The following is a 15,440-nucleotide window of genomic DNA, read 5'->3' on the forward strand; positions in this document are numbered from 1 at the left end:
AAAATGAAACTCATTTTCTAAAATTCCCAAAACTTATACGGAATTAACTTTTGGGTGAACCCATTACTATTGTTGCCGTTCTTCAAACAGTGGGAATTTCTTAACGAAACTGATTTCCATTTTCTTTACGACTTCGCATCCTAAGTCGTTTTGTGAGTGTTTACGTTATTAACTTTGAGATTCCTCCTTCGTCGGAATGACAATTCGAATGTTTTTGACAAAAGGGTTGTGGAAGTATTTATCGTTTAAATTTTGTGTTAGCCGTGATTGCAGCGGCATCCTTTTTTAGGTGGCTGAGCGGAGCCGAAGCTCCCTAAAAAAGATACAGCGGAAAGCGCGAATAGCTCCTAAAAAAAAGAAACAAAAAAAACCGTTTGAATTATGATCAAACGGTTTTTGTTATTTTGTACCCCTCAGAAGTCTAAGGATAGGGAGCAATTTCTACTTCCAAACCTTCCATTTCTTCTGTTATATGCAACTGGCAACCCAATCTACTATTTTCTTTTACGTGGTAAGCTTCTGCTAGCATAGCGTCTTCTTCCGCTCCCATCTCTACTAGACCAGGATCGTTCACTACATATACTTGGCAAGAGGCGCACATCGCCATGCCACCACAAACTCCAATGGTACCATCATCAGCCAACTCGTAAGAGCGTATGATCTCCATAAGGTTCATAGACATATCTGTAGGCGCCACAATATCGTGCGCTACTCCTTCTCTATCGGTAATTTTAATATTAATATCGCTCATCTTCAATGGATGGTTAATAGTTGATTGTTGAGGTTTTTTATGATTAAATAAATTTAAATCCTACAACTCACAACGAGATTAATCTATTTTTTTTACAACCGCTTTTTCAGCTTCTTTTCTACTACCGTCAAAACCATCTACACCACTTACCGTAGTATATTTTAGCACGAATTTTTTCCCTGGATTTAGTCTATTGTAAACACTCTGACACATTAATGTCGCTTCATGGAAACCACAAAGAATTAATTTTAATTTTCCTGGGTAAGTGTTGATATCTCCAATAGCGTAGATGCCTTCTATATTGGTTTGGTAGTCTAATGCATTATTAACAACGATAGCATTTTTCTCGATAGTCATTCCCCATTGTGCAATCTCACCCAATTTTGGTGTAAGACCAAAAAGTGGAATAAAATAATCTGTTTCTATGTCTACAGGCTCCTCACCATCTTTTACCACTGTGATCGCTTCTACTTTACCATCTCCTTTTATTGCAGTAACTTCTGCTGGAGTGATCAGTTTTATTTTGCCTTGGTTCTTCAGATCTTGTACTTTTTCTACAGAATCTAAAGCTCCTCTGAATTCGTTTCTTCTATGGATCAAAGTAACTTCACTCGCTACATTAGCCAAGAAAATACTCCAATCTAGAGCAGAATCTCCACCACCAGCAATGATTACTTTTTTATCTCTGAAATGTTCTGGTTCTTTTATAAAATATTCTAGTCCTTTTTCCTCATAATCTGCTACATTTTCAATAAGCGGTTTTCTTGGTTCGAATGTTCCTAAACCTCCTGCAATAGCAATGGCTTTACAACGGTGTACGGTTCCTTTATTGGTAACAACCTCAAACCATTCATCATCAATTTTAGAATAAGAAACCGCAGTTTCTCCTAAAGTAAATCCTGGCTGAAATTGTTTGATTTGCTCCATTAGATTATCTACCAATTCACCTGCATTTACAGAAGGATAACCAGGAATATCAAAAATTGGTTTTTTAGGGTACAACTCTGCCAATTGCCCACCTGGCTGAGGAAGAGCGTCTATGATATGGCATTTCATCTTTAGTAAACCTGCTTCAAATACAGCAAAAAGTCCCGTTGGTCCCGCTCCAATAATCAATATGTCTGTCGTTATCATAATATAAGGATAAATTTATTCTAAGTATATTGCAAATTTACTAATTTTAATGGGAAGCATATGAAGATGAACTTAAATAAATAACTGAGATTTATCAAATCACTAGCTACCAGTACTTTTACTTTGGCAATAAATTTGTAAATTGTACCTTATGAAGAAATTATTTTACCTCATTTCCTTATTTATTTTCTTTATTGGAAATGCACAAATAACAAACGTTGCTCATGGCGAATCCCTTACTTTTAGAATTCATTATGGGATTTTAAATGCGGGTACTGCTACTCTTACTACCCGAGCATTGAATTTTCAGGGAACACCTCATCTCTATTCTCGTGGTGTAGGACAAACCACGGGTGCTGTAAAAACTTTTTTCAAGGTGGATGATTTGTATGAGAGTTATATTGATATAAATACAGGATTACCTACCTATTACGTGAGAAACGTGAAGGAAGGTGGATATTCACAACATTTGCAGACTGTTTTTAACCATAATAATAACACTTTGGTACTTACTGATAAAAAAACACCTGCTAATGGCTCCAAAACTATTAAATCCGTAAAGGGTGTGCAAGATATGCTATCGTGTTTCTATTACCTAAGAAGTAAATCTGCCGCCGAATTGAAAACTGGTGCTCTAATCAATATGAATGTTTGGATTGATGATGAGATGTTTCCTTTTCAGCTAAAAGTATTGGGTACTGAAGATTTAAAAACAAAATTTGGGACTGTAAATTGTATAAAGATTGTACCTTCTGTAAAAAGTGGTAGAGTTTTCAAAGGAAAAGAAGGCGTAACTATGTGGGTTACCAATGATGCTAACCATATCCCTATGTTGATAAAAGCTGATCTAGCAGTAGGTTCTCTTAAGGCAAGTCTTGATGATTTTAAGAATGTAAAATATCCATTAAAGTTCAAATAAACGATGTGATGCCGTTTTTCGAATGTTTTTATTTAAATAAGAAATAGGAGTAACATTGGTGAAGATAGTATTCGTTTATACAAATACAATCCAAAAAAAATCAAGAATTCCCAAAAAATTTCCGGAGTTCTTGAAAGCGTATAAATAATTGGTGTAATAATCTACTTTGTACATTCTCCTGTATCGGTTGCAGAACCATAGGGTTCTGCAACTATACTGAGGATTTCATCACATGTGTTGCTTTTTCAGAAATAATTTTATTCGTAATAAAATAAGCAGGATGTCAGAATTTTCATGTTCTTTGTGCTGCTTACTATTTCATTTGTGTTTTTGAATAAATTTCAAATTTTTCTTAATTGTGTTTTTAGAATCAACTTGTAATGAACTTTTTTCTTTGTGTTTCTAATACAAAAGTAGCACCTTTACTGATGTTTACAAAAGAAATATTATCGATATAAGTCGAGAGAGTTGTAGATATATATCTACAACTCTCTGGATGATTATAATTCTAAAAATTAAATTAAACTACATGCTAACGGTGATCCTTGAAAATTTCTATAAGTTCTACAATGTTATCAATATTTAATTTATCAAATATCCTTTTTTTAACTGTACTTATAGTATTCTGCTTAACATCTAGATGATTGGCAATTTCTAAATTTCCGAGTCCCTCTACATATAATTTTGCAATTTGCAACTCTCTCTCTGATAATAATGAGATAGGATCTATGCTTCCCTTATTTCGTAATGAATTTAATAGTAAAGCTTGGGTAGTAGGGGACAAATATTCTCCTGTTTCATGCATTTTTAAGATGGCCTTTTTTATCTCTTCTTCTTCACTCATTTTGCTTAGAAAACCACCTGCGCCTGCATTCAAGAATTTCAAAGCTTGTGTATACTCATCAACGCCCGTAAAAATCATGATTTTTGTGTAAGGGCATTTTTTTCGTATATCTGGTAGAATATTTAGGCTGTTACCATCCGGAAAGTGTGCATCTATAATCGCCATATCTATGGTATTGCTATCCAATATTTCTAGCACTTGTTGTAGATTGGATGCTTGTATTATATCACAGTTTATTTCTAGATCTTCTATCAAGAATAATATGCCTTGGCGTATAAGACTATGGTCGTCAGCAAGTAAAAATTTGAATTTTTTATTTTCTTTCATTATTAATTATTCATCATTAAATTTAGGGAAAACGTAACGGTAGTCCCTTCATTTATTGCACTTGTTACAGCAATTTTTCCGCCATACAGTTCCACTAGTTCTTTACATAGGCTCAAACCTAGTCCAGCTCCTAGATTTTCTACTTCATTAGAAATTACGCCTTGATAGTAGGGTTCAAAAATCTGTTTAAGATCAGATTCAGAAATACCTGCTCCAGAGTCTTTCACAGCCGTGGTTAGAGTAACGGTGTTATTGGGGTTTATTTTTGTATCCACTCTTACTTCAATAGTTCCATTTTCCGTGAATTTATTGGCATTCCCAACAATATTCATGAGTAATTGGTTAATTTTGGTATTATCAGAGAAAACCTCAATCGTTGGATCTATGTTTTTGGTAATGATGAATTGATTGTTTCGGGTTTCTACATAGGGCTGTAGTGAAACCAATATAGATTCGATTTCATTATTTAGATTAAATTCTACAGGGACCAATTTGTTTTCAACCTGTTGGTTTTTGGTGTATTCTAGAATCTGATTCGCTTGCATTAGAAGCGTATTATTGGTAAAACTGATCGATTTCAGATACTCGTTGATATTCGGGTCATTATTTTTCTTTTTTATCCTTGTAATAAATAAACCTATTATCTTTAATGGAGATCTTAGTTCATGGCTCAACATACCTAATATTCTATTCTTAAAATTTAGATTTTCTTTTATTTCCTTATTAGCAGCATTTAGTTTCCACTCATACATAAATGCCAATCTGGTGAAGTACATAATTAGTATTGATACGAAAAACATCAATACCATAAGACCTATTACAAGATAAGTTCGTATTTTATTGTTTTTAGAATTCTGTGCATCCAATTCTTTTTGCGTATCTTCTTTAGCGCTTTTTATAGAAGCATCGTAAACACCCATTAGCTCATTGCTGTATACTAAAAGATTATTAAATGTAGAATAGAATTTCCCACTATCATCTTTTGTCTTGGTTACATTATATCGTATTTTCTGTACTTCTTTAGAGTAATGATGGTTAATTGCAGAAATCATGCTATCTACTTCAGTTTTAATTTTGTTTGCCGCTATAGACTTATTATTTTTCATAGTGACAACAGTACTGTCCTTTTGTACGTTTACTTTTCCAGAAATAGCATCTTTTAATCTTCCAAATATTCCTTTTTTCTCTATCGTATCTGTATAAGTATGTGTTTCAACATCATATTTATTAAAATTAAAATCATAATCATACTTCATCAAGTCGGGAATAGGCTCTCTTTTTACCAAATTTGAATTTGTAGAAAATTGTTGAGTAGAATCTATCATCTCTTTTAGATGATTGACCATTGTAGAGTCTAATCTATGGATACTCAATGCCTTTTTAAGGTTTAAATTACTACTTTTAAAATGGTTGATGGAATCTAAATTTTTTGTAAGCAAATTCACCGCATCAAAATAATTTGAAAGATCTTTTTGATCTTTGCTTATCATATATTTTTGAAAATAGTTTTGTGCATCTAACAGGTCTTTTCTAGATCTATTAGTCAAACTTTCTATCGCATTTACCTCTGCGATCTGTCTTTGGAAGAATTGTAGACTCTTTTTATTGACATTTTCTGTATAAAAAAACGCAGCAACAATAAGCTGTATTAGCAAAATGCTTAATATAAGAGAATAATGTATTATTTTTCTCAATTTGAAATTGAGCAATTTTGTTGTTTTAGTGGTAGAATCCATAATATGTGTCTTATCTTTCTGCAGATATGGTTCACTCTTTATTGTATATAATATAAGCTTGAGGTAAAACAAATTCTATATTTAAGTGGAATAAATTGCAGAATGCAAAATTATAAAATAATCACAAAATCCAAGCACTATTTCCATGAGTTAATTTTGTAATAAGTTTTCTCATAATACTATATGATACAATATATGACCATATTGCATTTATTGTTGTAAAATAGTTACAAATTGTAATCTATTTATGTGAAAATATACAAAAAAATCCCCAAGAAAAATCTTGAGGATCCTTATATCTTATAAAAAAGTCTTTTATAATGTTTTAAACTGTTCTAATGTTCTGATATCGTTCTCAAAGAACATACGGATATCACTCATTTGGTAAAGCAGCATCGTAATTCTCTCGATCCCCATCCCGAATGCATATCCAGAATATTTTTCAGAATCTATGTTAACGTTCTTCAATACAGCAGGATCTACCATACCACAACCCATGATTTCTAGCCAACCTGTCCCTTTGGTAATTCTGTAATCTGTTTCAGAATTCAATCCCCAATATACATCAATCTCCGCACTGGGTTCTGTAAAAGGGAAATATGAGGGCCTTAATCTGATTTTTGATTTTCCGAATAATTCGGTAGTGAAAAACTGTATGGTTTGTTTTAGGTCCGCAAAACTCACATTTTCGTCAATATATAATCCTTCAATTTGATGGAAGATACAGTGAGAACGTGATGATACTGCTTCATTTCTGAAAACTCTACCTGGTGATAAAATTCTTATCGGAGGTTGGTTTTCTTCCATATAACGAATTTGTACCGAAGAAGTATGCGTTCTAAGAAGAATATCCGGATTTTGCTCTATAAAGAAAGTATCTTGCATATCTCTTGCAGGATGATATTCTGGCAAATTCAGGGCAGTGAAATTATGCCAATCGTCTTCAATCTCTGGTCCATCTGCAACTGCAAAACCTATAGATTTGAAAATTTCGATTATCCTATTCTTCACTACATTAATGGGATGTCTAGATCCCAAATCCAATGGAAATGCAGGTCTTGTAAGATCCTCTTTTTCTAGAATAAGAGAAGAAGCAGAAGCACTTTTAAAATCTTCTAACTTTGCAGCAACTGCAATTTTCAAAGCGTTTATTTTTTGGCCAAATTCTTTTTTTTGATCATTAGGAACCGCTTTCAACGCTTCATAAAAATCATTCAAAACTCCTTTTTTACCACTGTACTTGATTCTGAAATTTTCTATCTCATCTTTGGATGTAGCACTGAAGTTGTTTACTTCAACCAGTAATTCCTCTATCTTTTCTGTCATTGTTTTAACACTTTCAAAAATGTATTTGCAAAAATAAGGTTTTCAGATTAAAAAACGTTTTACATTTATCATAAAAAAATCTGTCACTTATCAGAAGTAACAGATTTTTTTATTCTTCGTTAAAAAAATGAATCTATTTTTTCTCCAATGCTTGCATATTGATTTGGATGGTTACCTCATCTTTTATCACTCCATTTTTAGCTGGACTTTGAAACTTTACTCCAAAATCTTTTCTCATTAAATCTTTTGGTTCTGTTGCAACGCTTACACTACCTTCACCTACAGAAATATTAGCCTTAAATTGGGCGGGTTTTGTTATCCCTTTTATGGTGATATTACCATCTAATATAGTGTTATAATCACCTTCTGTAGAAGAACTCACTTTTGTAATTTCATAAGATGCGGTAGGAAATTTCTCTACTTCAAAGAAATCACCACTTTTCAGATGTCCATTTAGCTTTTCTAGTTCATCAGGTTTATTCCTCAAATCTTCAGATGTTAAAGAAGTCATATTAGCAACAAACTTCCCACTTTCCAATTTACCCTCTTTTACGGTTACATCTCCACTCTCGAACTTTATAGTACCAAAGTGACTTGTATTTTCAGATTTGAAAATTTTATACCCTTTCCACTCTATTTTGCTGTTCAAAGTATCCACTACATATTGAGTACCATCTTTGGTTGTGGTAACTTCTGAACTGGTACTTGTAAGAGGTTTATCTTTATTACAAGACACCACAACTGCCGTCGCAAAAAGTGCCGGAATTGTTAGGGAAAATAATCTTCTTTTCATGATTCATCAATATTTTTATCTACCTGCTAAGGTACAAAAATTAATAATTGCTTTATAAAATCATTATTTTTGCAAGATGCTATTAGAAATAAACCAATTATATTTTTCTCATATTGAGGGAAAACCTTTATTCCAAAATTTCAATTTGTCTTTAGAAAAGGGCAAAATAGTTGCCTTGGCAGGAGAAAGTGGCTGCGGAAAATCTACACTACTTAGCCTTATCTATGGATTACTCAATTGGGAAAAAGGGGATATTATTTTTGATGACGAAAAACTTTTAGGCCCAAAAGGAAATCTTGTTCCTGGAGAAAGTAGTATGAAGTTTGTGGCTCAGCATTTTGATCTCATGCCATATGCAACTGTTGCAGATAATGTGGGTAAGTTTATATCTAATATCAATTTAGCCAAAAAAAAAGAAATTGTAAATGAACTTTTAGATGTTGTTGGACTCATAGAATTCGCTCCTATTTTACCTAAGTACCTGAGTGGTGGACAACAACAGAGAGTTGCCATCGCAAGAGCGTTGTCGGTATTGCCAAAGTTACTTTTATTGGATGAACCTTTTAGTAATTTGGATTTTGCTAGGAAAATAGAGCTTAGAGAAAAACTATTTCGATATGTGAAAAACAATGGAATTTCTCTTATAATCTCTACTCATGAGCTACAAGATATCCTTCCTTGGGTAGATCAAATTGTCGTTTTGAAAAATGGAAGGTTGATACAAAATGATAATGTAAAAGAAACTTATCTAAATCCTTACAATGAGTACGTTGCAAAACTTTTCGGGGAAGTGAATCTTTTTACCTCTAAAGAAATGACCGCATTTGGTATTTCCAAATTTGCTATTTATCCACATCAGATAAAGTTATCCACAATTGGGATAAAAGCTGTAGTGCTAGAAAGTAGATTTGCGGGAAGTTATTATTGGAACAAATTAAAAATAGAAAATAAAGAAATTGTAGTGTACACCGATGTTTACATGGAAGATATCGTTACTGTCTCCTTTGAGTTATAAACATTTAAAAAAGTTATCCACAATTTATTATCAAATTGTGGATAACTTTTTTAAGTATTTAACTGTTCACTTTTCAAAACAAAAAAATACGGCAATAGATTTTAAAACCTAATGCCGTTTCTTAAAAAAACTAAGCTTTCTTTACAAATTCAGATTTTAGAGCCATAGATCCAAAACCATCAATTTTGCAATCTATATTATGATCACTATTCGGCCTTAGACGAATATTCTTTACCTTTGTACCTGCTTTCACGGGTTTGGGAGCTCCTTTTACAGGTAGATCTTTCACTACTACTACAGAATCTCCATCTTGTAATTCGTTTCCATTAGCATCTAATATGATCCCAGATGCTTCAGTATTCTCTACACCAGACCCTTCTTCAGGGTTCCACTCGTGAAAACATTGAGAACAAACCATTACATTATCACTAGGATAGGTAAACTCGGAACTACATTTTGGACAAATAACTACTTCACTCATATCATTAATTTTTGCAAAGATAATTTATTTTTAAAATTGGGCACGCAGGGTTACTTATTGTAGAATATAACCTAAAGAAAGTCATATCACTAATTTTAAAATTCTCAACTATAATTCGTATTTTTGCAAGTTCAAACAGCTAATAGCAATTATGGAACTTATTCACAGAAACTTAGCGATCGGAATTCACGATGCTTTACAAGAAACTTTTTTCGAAAAAAATAAATACGCCGACAAAGTAATCGAAAGACTTTTAAAAGCTAACAGAAAGTGGGGAAGCCAAGATAGAGCCGTAGTTTCCGAGATTTTCTACAATATTATCCGTTGGAAAAAACGTCTAGAATATTATATGGGTGAAGGGGTAAAACCTAACAATATCTATAAACTAATTGTTGCATATCTGCTTTGGAGTAATACCAATTATAAAAAATTTGAAGAATTCGGTGGTATAAAAATCGCCGATATGGTCAATAAAATCAAGAAAGGAACTGTTCCTACTAAAGCGATAGAATTTTCTATCCCAGATTGGTTGGCAGAAACTCTTGAAAAAGAACTAGGTCCTATCTGGGAAAGAGAAATGAGAGCGCTAAACGAAAGAGCGGCTACTGTTTTGAGAGCAAATTCTCTAAGAACTACTGCTAAAGAATTGGTAGGCGAACTTTCTCATGATAATGTGGTTTCTTTCACCATCAAAAATTATCCAGATGCAGTACAACTAGAAGAAAAAAAGAACGTGTTCCTTACCAGTGCCTTCAAAGATGGATTATTCGTGGTACAAGATGCTACTTCTCAGAAGATTGGATATTTCTTGGATGTAAAAGAAGGACAAAGAGTCGTTGATGCATGTGCTGGTGCAGGTGGAAAAACACTTCACCTTGCTGCTTTAATGGGAAATAAAGGTCAGATAATCGCATTAGATATCTACGAATGGAAACTGGCAGAGCTAAAACGTCGTGCCAAAAGAGCGGGCGCACACAATATTGAAACCCGTATGATCAGCGATAATAAAGTAATCAAACGTCTTTATGATAAGGCAGATCGTCTTTTGATAGATGCACCATGTTCTGGTCTAGGAGTTTTAAAAAGAAATCCGGATAGCAAATGGAAAATTGACCAAGCTTTCATCGACAGAATAAAAGTAGAACAACAACAAATTCTTCAAGATTACTCTAAAATACTTAAGGTAGGTGGGAAAATGGTATACGCTACCTGCTCTATCTTACCTTCTGAAAACAACTTGCAAGTTGCAGAATTTTTGAAAAATAACGAAGGCTACAGATTGATAAAAGACGAAAAAGTAATGCCTAGCGAAGGGTACGACGGATTCTATATGGCTCTTATTGAAAGAACTGCATAATCTTATCCACAAAATAATTTTACAAACTACTCCATTTTTGGAGTAGTTTTTTTCGTATTAAATTTAAACCACATAATTTAAGCACAAAATCTTCTTTCTGTTATGGTAAAAAAAATAGCTATTATTTTATTTCTTTTTATAATGATTTTAAATTTTTCTCAGACCTACGAAATAACGTACGGGAACTCTAGCAATGGAAAAGTTATACAAAGTACAAATCCTACTATAGTTTGGGTAAACAAAGCTAAAAACTATATCCTCAATAAGAGAACGATTGAACGAAGTAATGATTATCCCTTTGAAATTACCAAAATAGAAAAACCTACAAATACTATTGTTTCCTATGCTTTCCTAAATCCTGAAAAAATTATTTCAACCTCGGATAATGAGTCTATCGCTAAGCAAAATTTTGAGATGACCTCCGAAACAAAAAAAATAGTAGGCTACAACTGTAAAAAAGCAGTCACCAAAATTAACTCTAATACTATTGAAGTTTGGTACACCAACGACCTGAAAATAAAAGGTGGACCATCTACTTTGGGACAGAATCTAGGTTTGGTTTTAGAGGTGACAAGAAACGGAAATTCATCGCAATTTGCTACATCAATTAAAAAAGTAAAAAAGACAGGTACTGAAAAAATAATTTCACAAACGCCTACTGAGATGGATATTTTGAGCTACAAAGACCTTTTATGGAAAAGCAGATTCATTACAATTCCTATATTTAATAATGAAATTATTAATTTTTCTGAGGATTCAAAATCTAATGATAGCATAAAAAGGTTTGCCAATGGTACTGTTATTTTAAGAAAGATAAAAGTGCCAGAAATATCAATTGGTGAAAATATTTTTATTGAGCTCAAACAGCAATCTAATGGTGATGCCTACGACAGAACAGGAACAGTATTTATGATTCCTGAAGACAAAAAGAAATCCTTTTTAGATGGTTTAAAAAATGGAGTGAAAACACTCCCTATCTACGATAATGACAATGGAAAAATATATCAAGGTGTAATAGCTACCAATCAATATTTACCACCTATTGAGCTCATGAGATTCTTTACTGCTTTTGGTACGGAGAAATTTAATTATTTACAACTAAAAGATAAAACTTGGCAAACCATCACTCCTTTCAGGCAAGATATTACAGAATTAAAATCTAATTTTTCTAACAAAGAAATCTGGATTGGCATTTTCATTGGCAATTATGACAAGGGCGGTCACAAAGTAAGCCTAGATCTAACGATACATAAAAGCGATCAGACTGTATATTCTAACAACAAAGCTCTACCCTTGTTCAATACAACCAACATTATGGAAATGGCGGGACAAGAATATGCTACCATGTTTAATAATGAAAAAGGACTTGTAGTGGAATTCACTCTAAAGAAAGATCTTAGAGAGGTACAACTTAGATATATCACTACTGGTCATGGTGGTTGGGAAAGCGGAGACGAATTTGTACCGAAAACAAATACATTATTTTTAGATAATAAACAGATATTCTCTTTTGTGCCTTGGAGAACAGATTGCGGATCCTATAGATTATACAATCCCGCGTCAGGAAATTTCCCTGATGGACTTTCTTCATCAGACCTCAGCAGATCCAATTGGTGTCCTGGAACTATTACCAATCCAAATTTTATAAAAATCGGAGATCTAAAGGCTGGGAAACACCGTATAAATGTGGTTATACCACAAGGGAAACCCGAAGGAAATAGCTTTAGCGCTTGGAATGTTTCGGGTGTTTTATTAGGTATTGAGTAAAAACAAAACCTCCTTACAATATTATTGCAAGGAGGTAAAAACACAAATGATGAAAAAAAATTATTTCGAGCCACAAAGGAAAGAAAAATTTCTGAATAAACAACTATTTCTAGTGATTTTTTTGCTTAATTTTTATCATTATCTTCAAAATTACATTCCATAAACCAAGAAGTGTAAATAATTCTTATTAAGCATTTAAAACAGAGTTGATTTGGTATTTTTTAAACTTTTAAAAACAAATAAATTAATATTTTTCTTATAATATTATTTTTAATTGTATTATTTAAATATCACTTCTACATTTGCATTAAATAAAATTATAAAATGTGTGGAATTGTATGCTTGTTTGATGCCAAACAACAAACCGAAATATTACGACCTCAAGTATTAGAAATGTCAAAAAAAATACGCCATAGAGGACCCGATTGGAGTGGAGTTTTTCAAAATGAAAGAGTGATTTTTTCACATGAACGTCTAGCTATTGTAGATCCAACTTCTGGTAAACAACCCTTACTCTCCAAAGATGGAAACATTGTATTGGCAGTGAACGGAGAAATATATAACCATAGAGAACTAAAACTAGAATTTCCGGACTACGAATTTCAAACGCAATCTGATTGCGAAGTTATTCTTTCTCTTTACCAAAAATATGGAAAAGATTTCTTAGAAAAACTAAACGGTATTTTCGCTTTTGCATTATATGATATAGAAAAAACATCTATCTCATCGCGCGCGATCATATGGGAATTTGCCCTCTGTATCAAGGTTGGGACAAAAACGGAAACTTCTATGTAGCTTCAGAACTCAAAGCATTAGAAGGAATCTGCAATACTATAGAAACCTTTCTACCAGGACACCTACTCTACAGCCCGGATGGGACAACACTACAAAAATGGTACAAAAGAGATTGGGAGAACTATGATGCAGTAAAAGATAACAAAACAGATATACAAGCCATAAGGAAAGGTTTAGAAGAAGCTGTTCATCGTCAACTAATGAGTGATGTACCTTACGGAGTTTTACTATCTGGAGGCTTAGATTCCTCTATTATTTCTGCCATCACTGCCAAATTTTCTAGACAAAGAATTGAAAGTGATGACAAACAAGAAGCATGGTATCCAAGGTTGCATAGTTTTGCAGTTGGTTTGCAAAGTTCACCAGATTTAGCAGCCGCAAAAAAAGCTGCAGACCATATTGGATCTATCCACCATGAAGTAAACTTTACCGTGCAAGAAGGTTTGGATGCAATACGAGATGTCATCTACCAACTAGAAACTTATGATGTAACCACCATTAGAGCTTCTACTCCGATGTATCTTTTGGCTAGAGTGATCAAATCTATGGGAATAAAAATGGTATTATCTGGTGAAGGTGCCGATGAATTATTTGGTGGTTACTTATACTTCCATAAGGCGCCTAACGCCAAAGAATTTCATGATGAAACGGTAAGAAAACTCGGAAAATTACACCTTTATGATTGTCTAAGAGCCAACAAAGCATTGATGAGTTGGGGAATTGAAGGTAGAGTTCCGTTTTTGGATAAAGAATTTATGGATATTGCCATGATGGTAAATCCTCAAGACAAGATGATAGATAAAGCCCAAGGCAAAATAGAAAAGTGGGTTTTAAGAAAAGCTTTTGAAGATCTTTTACCCGAAACTATTGTTTGGAGACAAAAAGAGCAGTTTTCTGATGGCGTAGGTTATTCATGGATAGATACACTGAAAGAAGTGGCAGAAAAAGAAGTTACTGATGAAATGATGAAGAATGCAAAATTTAGGTTTCCTCTCAACACGCCACAGAATAAAGAAGAATACCGTTATAGAACAATATTTGAAGAACATTTTCCTAGTGAAACAGCTGCAGCTACCGTACCTTCTGTACCCTCTGTAGCTTGCTCTACACCTATCGCATTAGAGTGGGATGAAGCCTTCAAGAAAATGAACGACCCAAGTGGAAGAGCCGTAAAGGTACATGATACCTCTTACTAATCGCCATTAATATTATTAATCCTGTACGTTTACAGGATTTTTTTTTGAATAAAAGCAATAATATTTATATAATTTAAACAAGTATTAAACTTTTTATCTAATAAATAATTATATTTGAGAAATTAAAAAAATCTCTGTTGTAAAATGAAAAGAAAAATTACTATTTTTTTTGCTTTACTATCTGTAAGCTTCGCTTTTGGACAAGGTAAATTCGGAAAAGTACTCAATTCCAAAAAGCTAGCACTTACATATAAAAGCGTTAAAGCAAATGAGAAGGAAGATTATTACCAACAGTACTATTGGCTAGTAAAAGCAGAACAGCTAAAAACCATTCCTCACTTACAAGATGTGAAGCCTGTAGTTCTCTATGAATTTGTAAAGAAAGTAAACCCTCAGAATGCGACCAAGAAATTGGATGCTAGAGGAAAAGAACTTAGAAATACAGCAGAACTTTCTTTGGATCAGTACTTCAAAAACAAAAATTTCCAGAACAACGAAATTTTATTGCGAAATCTAGAAACCTATGTAGATCCTACGCAAGGAGAATACTTCACAAAAGTAGATGCTGAAAAAATAAAACAGTTGGTCCCTAAAGAATTCTTCGGATTTGCTTCTCTTAATAAGAAGACTATGGAAGAAGTAAACTATTATCTTTGGGTAGATAAGAAAAATGACAAATACCAGATTGTAGACATTGTTCCTAGTAAAGAAGACAAAAAATTCTATGCTTCATTGAAGCAATATTTGCCAAAGTATAAATTTGAAACCAAATATATGCCTACAGTGAAGAAAGGTACCAAAACGGATAAAACAGATAAAGACTTCTTCTACATTATGCCTTTCGAAAGAAATTTGGATAATATAGAGTACAAAACAGACGATTTCAAAACTTTTACCCTAAGTCAGGTAAAAAGAGAGGGAGAAGCTTGGATAGGAGTTGAAAAACCTAAAAAATAAAATAAAGAAAGTCTTGTGAATATTCACAAGACTTTCTTTATT

At 33.1% G+C, this 15,440-nt stretch carries 12 protein-coding genes and 1 pseudogene; 6 read left to right on the forward strand and 7 right to left on the reverse strand.

Annotated elements, in window-relative coordinates:
* Window positions 1-421: 421 nt before the first annotated feature.
* Together ACKI42_RS13105 and ACKI42_RS13110 are read right to left on the reverse strand one after the other, a co-directional pair.
* Entirely contained in the window at window positions 422-751 is a 330-nt protein-coding gene (locus ACKI42_RS13105) for a ferredoxin (RefSeq protein ID WP_407406031.1), read from the reverse strand.
* Between the two features lie 78 nt (window positions 752-829).
* Window positions 830-1,885, reverse strand: coding sequence for an NAD(P)/FAD-dependent oxidoreductase (locus ACKI42_RS13110; protein WP_407406032.1), 1,056 nt, complete (start codon window positions 1,883-1,885; stop codon window positions 830-832).
* 151 nt (window positions 1,886-2,036) lie between these two features.
* Here ACKI42_RS13110 and ACKI42_RS13115 point away from each other — a divergent pair, with 151 nt between their 5' ends.
* A complete protein-coding gene (locus ACKI42_RS13115) occupies window positions 2,037-2,804 on the forward strand; it encodes a DUF3108 domain-containing protein (protein WP_407406033.1) in 768 nt (255 codons plus the stop codon).
* Between the two features lie 532 nt (window positions 2,805-3,336).
* Here the strand turns inward: ACKI42_RS13115 and ACKI42_RS13120 are convergent.
* The 4 genes from ACKI42_RS13120 to ACKI42_RS13135 form a co-directional block, all read right to left on the reverse strand.
* A complete protein-coding gene (locus tag ACKI42_RS13120) occupies window positions 3,337-3,975 on the reverse strand; it encodes a response regulator (protein ID WP_407406034.1) in 639 nt (212 codons plus the stop codon).
* Window positions 3,976-3,977: 2 nt separating this feature from the next.
* Window positions 3,978-5,669 (reverse strand): sensor histidine kinase, encoded by a 1,692-nt coding sequence (locus ACKI42_RS13125; RefSeq protein WP_407406035.1) that lies wholly within the window; start codon window positions 5,667-5,669, stop codon window positions 3,978-3,980.
* Window positions 5,670-6,026: 357 nt separating this feature from the next.
* Window positions 6,027-7,037, reverse strand: a complete 1,011-nt coding sequence (gene pheS, locus ACKI42_RS13130; RefSeq protein WP_407406036.1) for a phenylalanine--tRNA ligase subunit alpha — start codon at window positions 7,035-7,037, stop codon at window positions 6,027-6,029.
* Window positions 7,038-7,170: 133 nt separating this feature from the next.
* Window positions 7,171-7,830, reverse strand: coding sequence for a YceI family protein (locus tag ACKI42_RS13135; RefSeq protein ID WP_407406037.1), 660 nt, complete (start codon window positions 7,828-7,830; stop codon window positions 7,171-7,173).
* A gap of 76 nt (window positions 7,831-7,906) precedes the next feature.
* Here ACKI42_RS13135 and ACKI42_RS13140 point away from each other — a divergent pair, with 76 nt between their 5' ends.
* Complete coding sequence (locus tag ACKI42_RS13140; RefSeq protein WP_407406038.1) at window positions 7,907-8,845, forward strand: sulfate/molybdate ABC transporter ATP-binding protein; 939 nt, start codon at window positions 7,907-7,909, stop codon at window positions 8,843-8,845.
* Between the two features lie 130 nt (window positions 8,846-8,975).
* Here the strand turns inward: ACKI42_RS13140 and ACKI42_RS13145 are convergent, their stop codons facing one another.
* Window positions 8,976-9,326 (reverse strand): zinc ribbon domain-containing protein YjdM, encoded by a 351-nt coding sequence (locus ACKI42_RS13145; RefSeq protein WP_407406039.1) that lies wholly within the window; start codon window positions 9,324-9,326, stop codon window positions 8,976-8,978.
* 151 nt (window positions 9,327-9,477) lie between these two features.
* On the opposite strand from ACKI42_RS13145, the gene ACKI42_RS13150 reads away from it, so the two are divergent.
* The 4 genes and pseudogenes from ACKI42_RS13150 (at window position 9,478) to ACKI42_RS13165 (ending at window position 15,398) form a co-directional block, all read left to right on the forward strand.
* The gene (locus ACKI42_RS13150) at window positions 9,478-10,683 is read left to right on the forward strand and encodes an RsmB/NOP family class I SAM-dependent RNA methyltransferase (protein ID WP_407406040.1); all 1,206 of its coding nucleotides are present in this window, start codon (window positions 9,478-9,480) and stop codon (window positions 10,681-10,683) included.
* Window positions 10,684-10,824: 141 nt separating this feature from the next.
* Complete coding sequence (locus tag ACKI42_RS13155) at window positions 10,825-12,450, forward strand: GLPGLI family protein (RefSeq protein WP_407406041.1); 1,626 nt, start codon at window positions 10,825-10,827, stop codon at window positions 12,448-12,450.
* A 324-nt stretch (window positions 12,451-12,774) separates the two neighbouring features.
* A pseudogene (gene asnB, locus ACKI42_RS13160) lies at window positions 12,775-14,441 on the forward strand (asparagine synthase B).
* A gap of 144 nt (window positions 14,442-14,585) precedes the next feature.
* Window positions 14,586-15,398, forward strand: coding sequence for a hypothetical protein (locus ACKI42_RS13165; protein WP_407406042.1), 813 nt, complete (start codon window positions 14,586-14,588; stop codon window positions 15,396-15,398).
* The last annotated feature ends 42 nt before the right edge of the window (window positions 15,399-15,440 follow it).

Origin of the sequence: Chryseobacterium sp., from assembly GCF_045629545.1 — a bacterium.
Taxonomy (GTDB): Bacteria; Bacteroidota; Bacteroidia; order Flavobacteriales; family Weeksellaceae; genus Chryseobacterium.

What these genes read in the sequence shown, in the direction of transcription:
- ACKI42_RS13145 (WP_407406039.1), bottom strand. Translation starts at nt 9,326, where the DNA reads ATGAGTGAAGTAGTTATTTGTCCAAAATGTAGTTCCGAGTTTACCTAT.
- ACKI42_RS13150 (WP_407406040.1), top strand. Translation starts at nt 9,478, where the DNA reads ATGGAACTTATTCACAGAAACTTAGCGATCGGAATTCACGATGCTTTA.
- ACKI42_RS13105 (WP_407406031.1), bottom strand. Translation starts at nt 751, where the DNA reads ATGAGCGATATTAATATTAAAATTACCGATAGAGAAGGAGTAGCGCAC.
- ACKI42_RS13155 (WP_407406041.1), top strand. Translation starts at nt 10,825, where the DNA reads ATGATTTTAAATTTTTCTCAGACCTACGAAATAACGTACGGGAACTCT.
- ACKI42_RS13115 (WP_407406033.1), top strand. Translation starts at nt 2,037, where the DNA reads ATGAAGAAATTATTTTACCTCATTTCCTTATTTATTTTCTTTATTGGA.
- ACKI42_RS13135 (WP_407406037.1), bottom strand. Translation starts at nt 7,830, where the DNA reads ATGAAAAGAAGATTATTTTCCCTAACAATTCCGGCACTTTTTGCGACG.
- ACKI42_RS13120 (WP_407406034.1), bottom strand. Translation starts at nt 3,975, where the DNA reads ATGAAAGAAAATAAAAAATTCAAATTTTTACTTGCTGACGACCATAGT.
- ACKI42_RS13140 (WP_407406038.1), top strand. Translation starts at nt 7,907, where the DNA reads ATGCTATTAGAAATAAACCAATTATATTTTTCTCATATTGAGGGAAAA.
- pheS (WP_407406036.1), bottom strand. Translation starts at nt 7,037, where the DNA reads ATGACAGAAAAGATAGAGGAATTACTGGTTGAAGTAAACAACTTCAGT.
- ACKI42_RS13165 (WP_407406042.1), top strand. Translation starts at nt 14,586, where the DNA reads ATGAAAAGAAAAATTACTATTTTTTTTGCTTTACTATCTGTAAGCTTC.
- ACKI42_RS13110 (WP_407406032.1), bottom strand. Translation starts at nt 1,885, where the DNA reads ATGATAACGACAGACATATTGATTATTGGAGCGGGACCAACGGGACTT.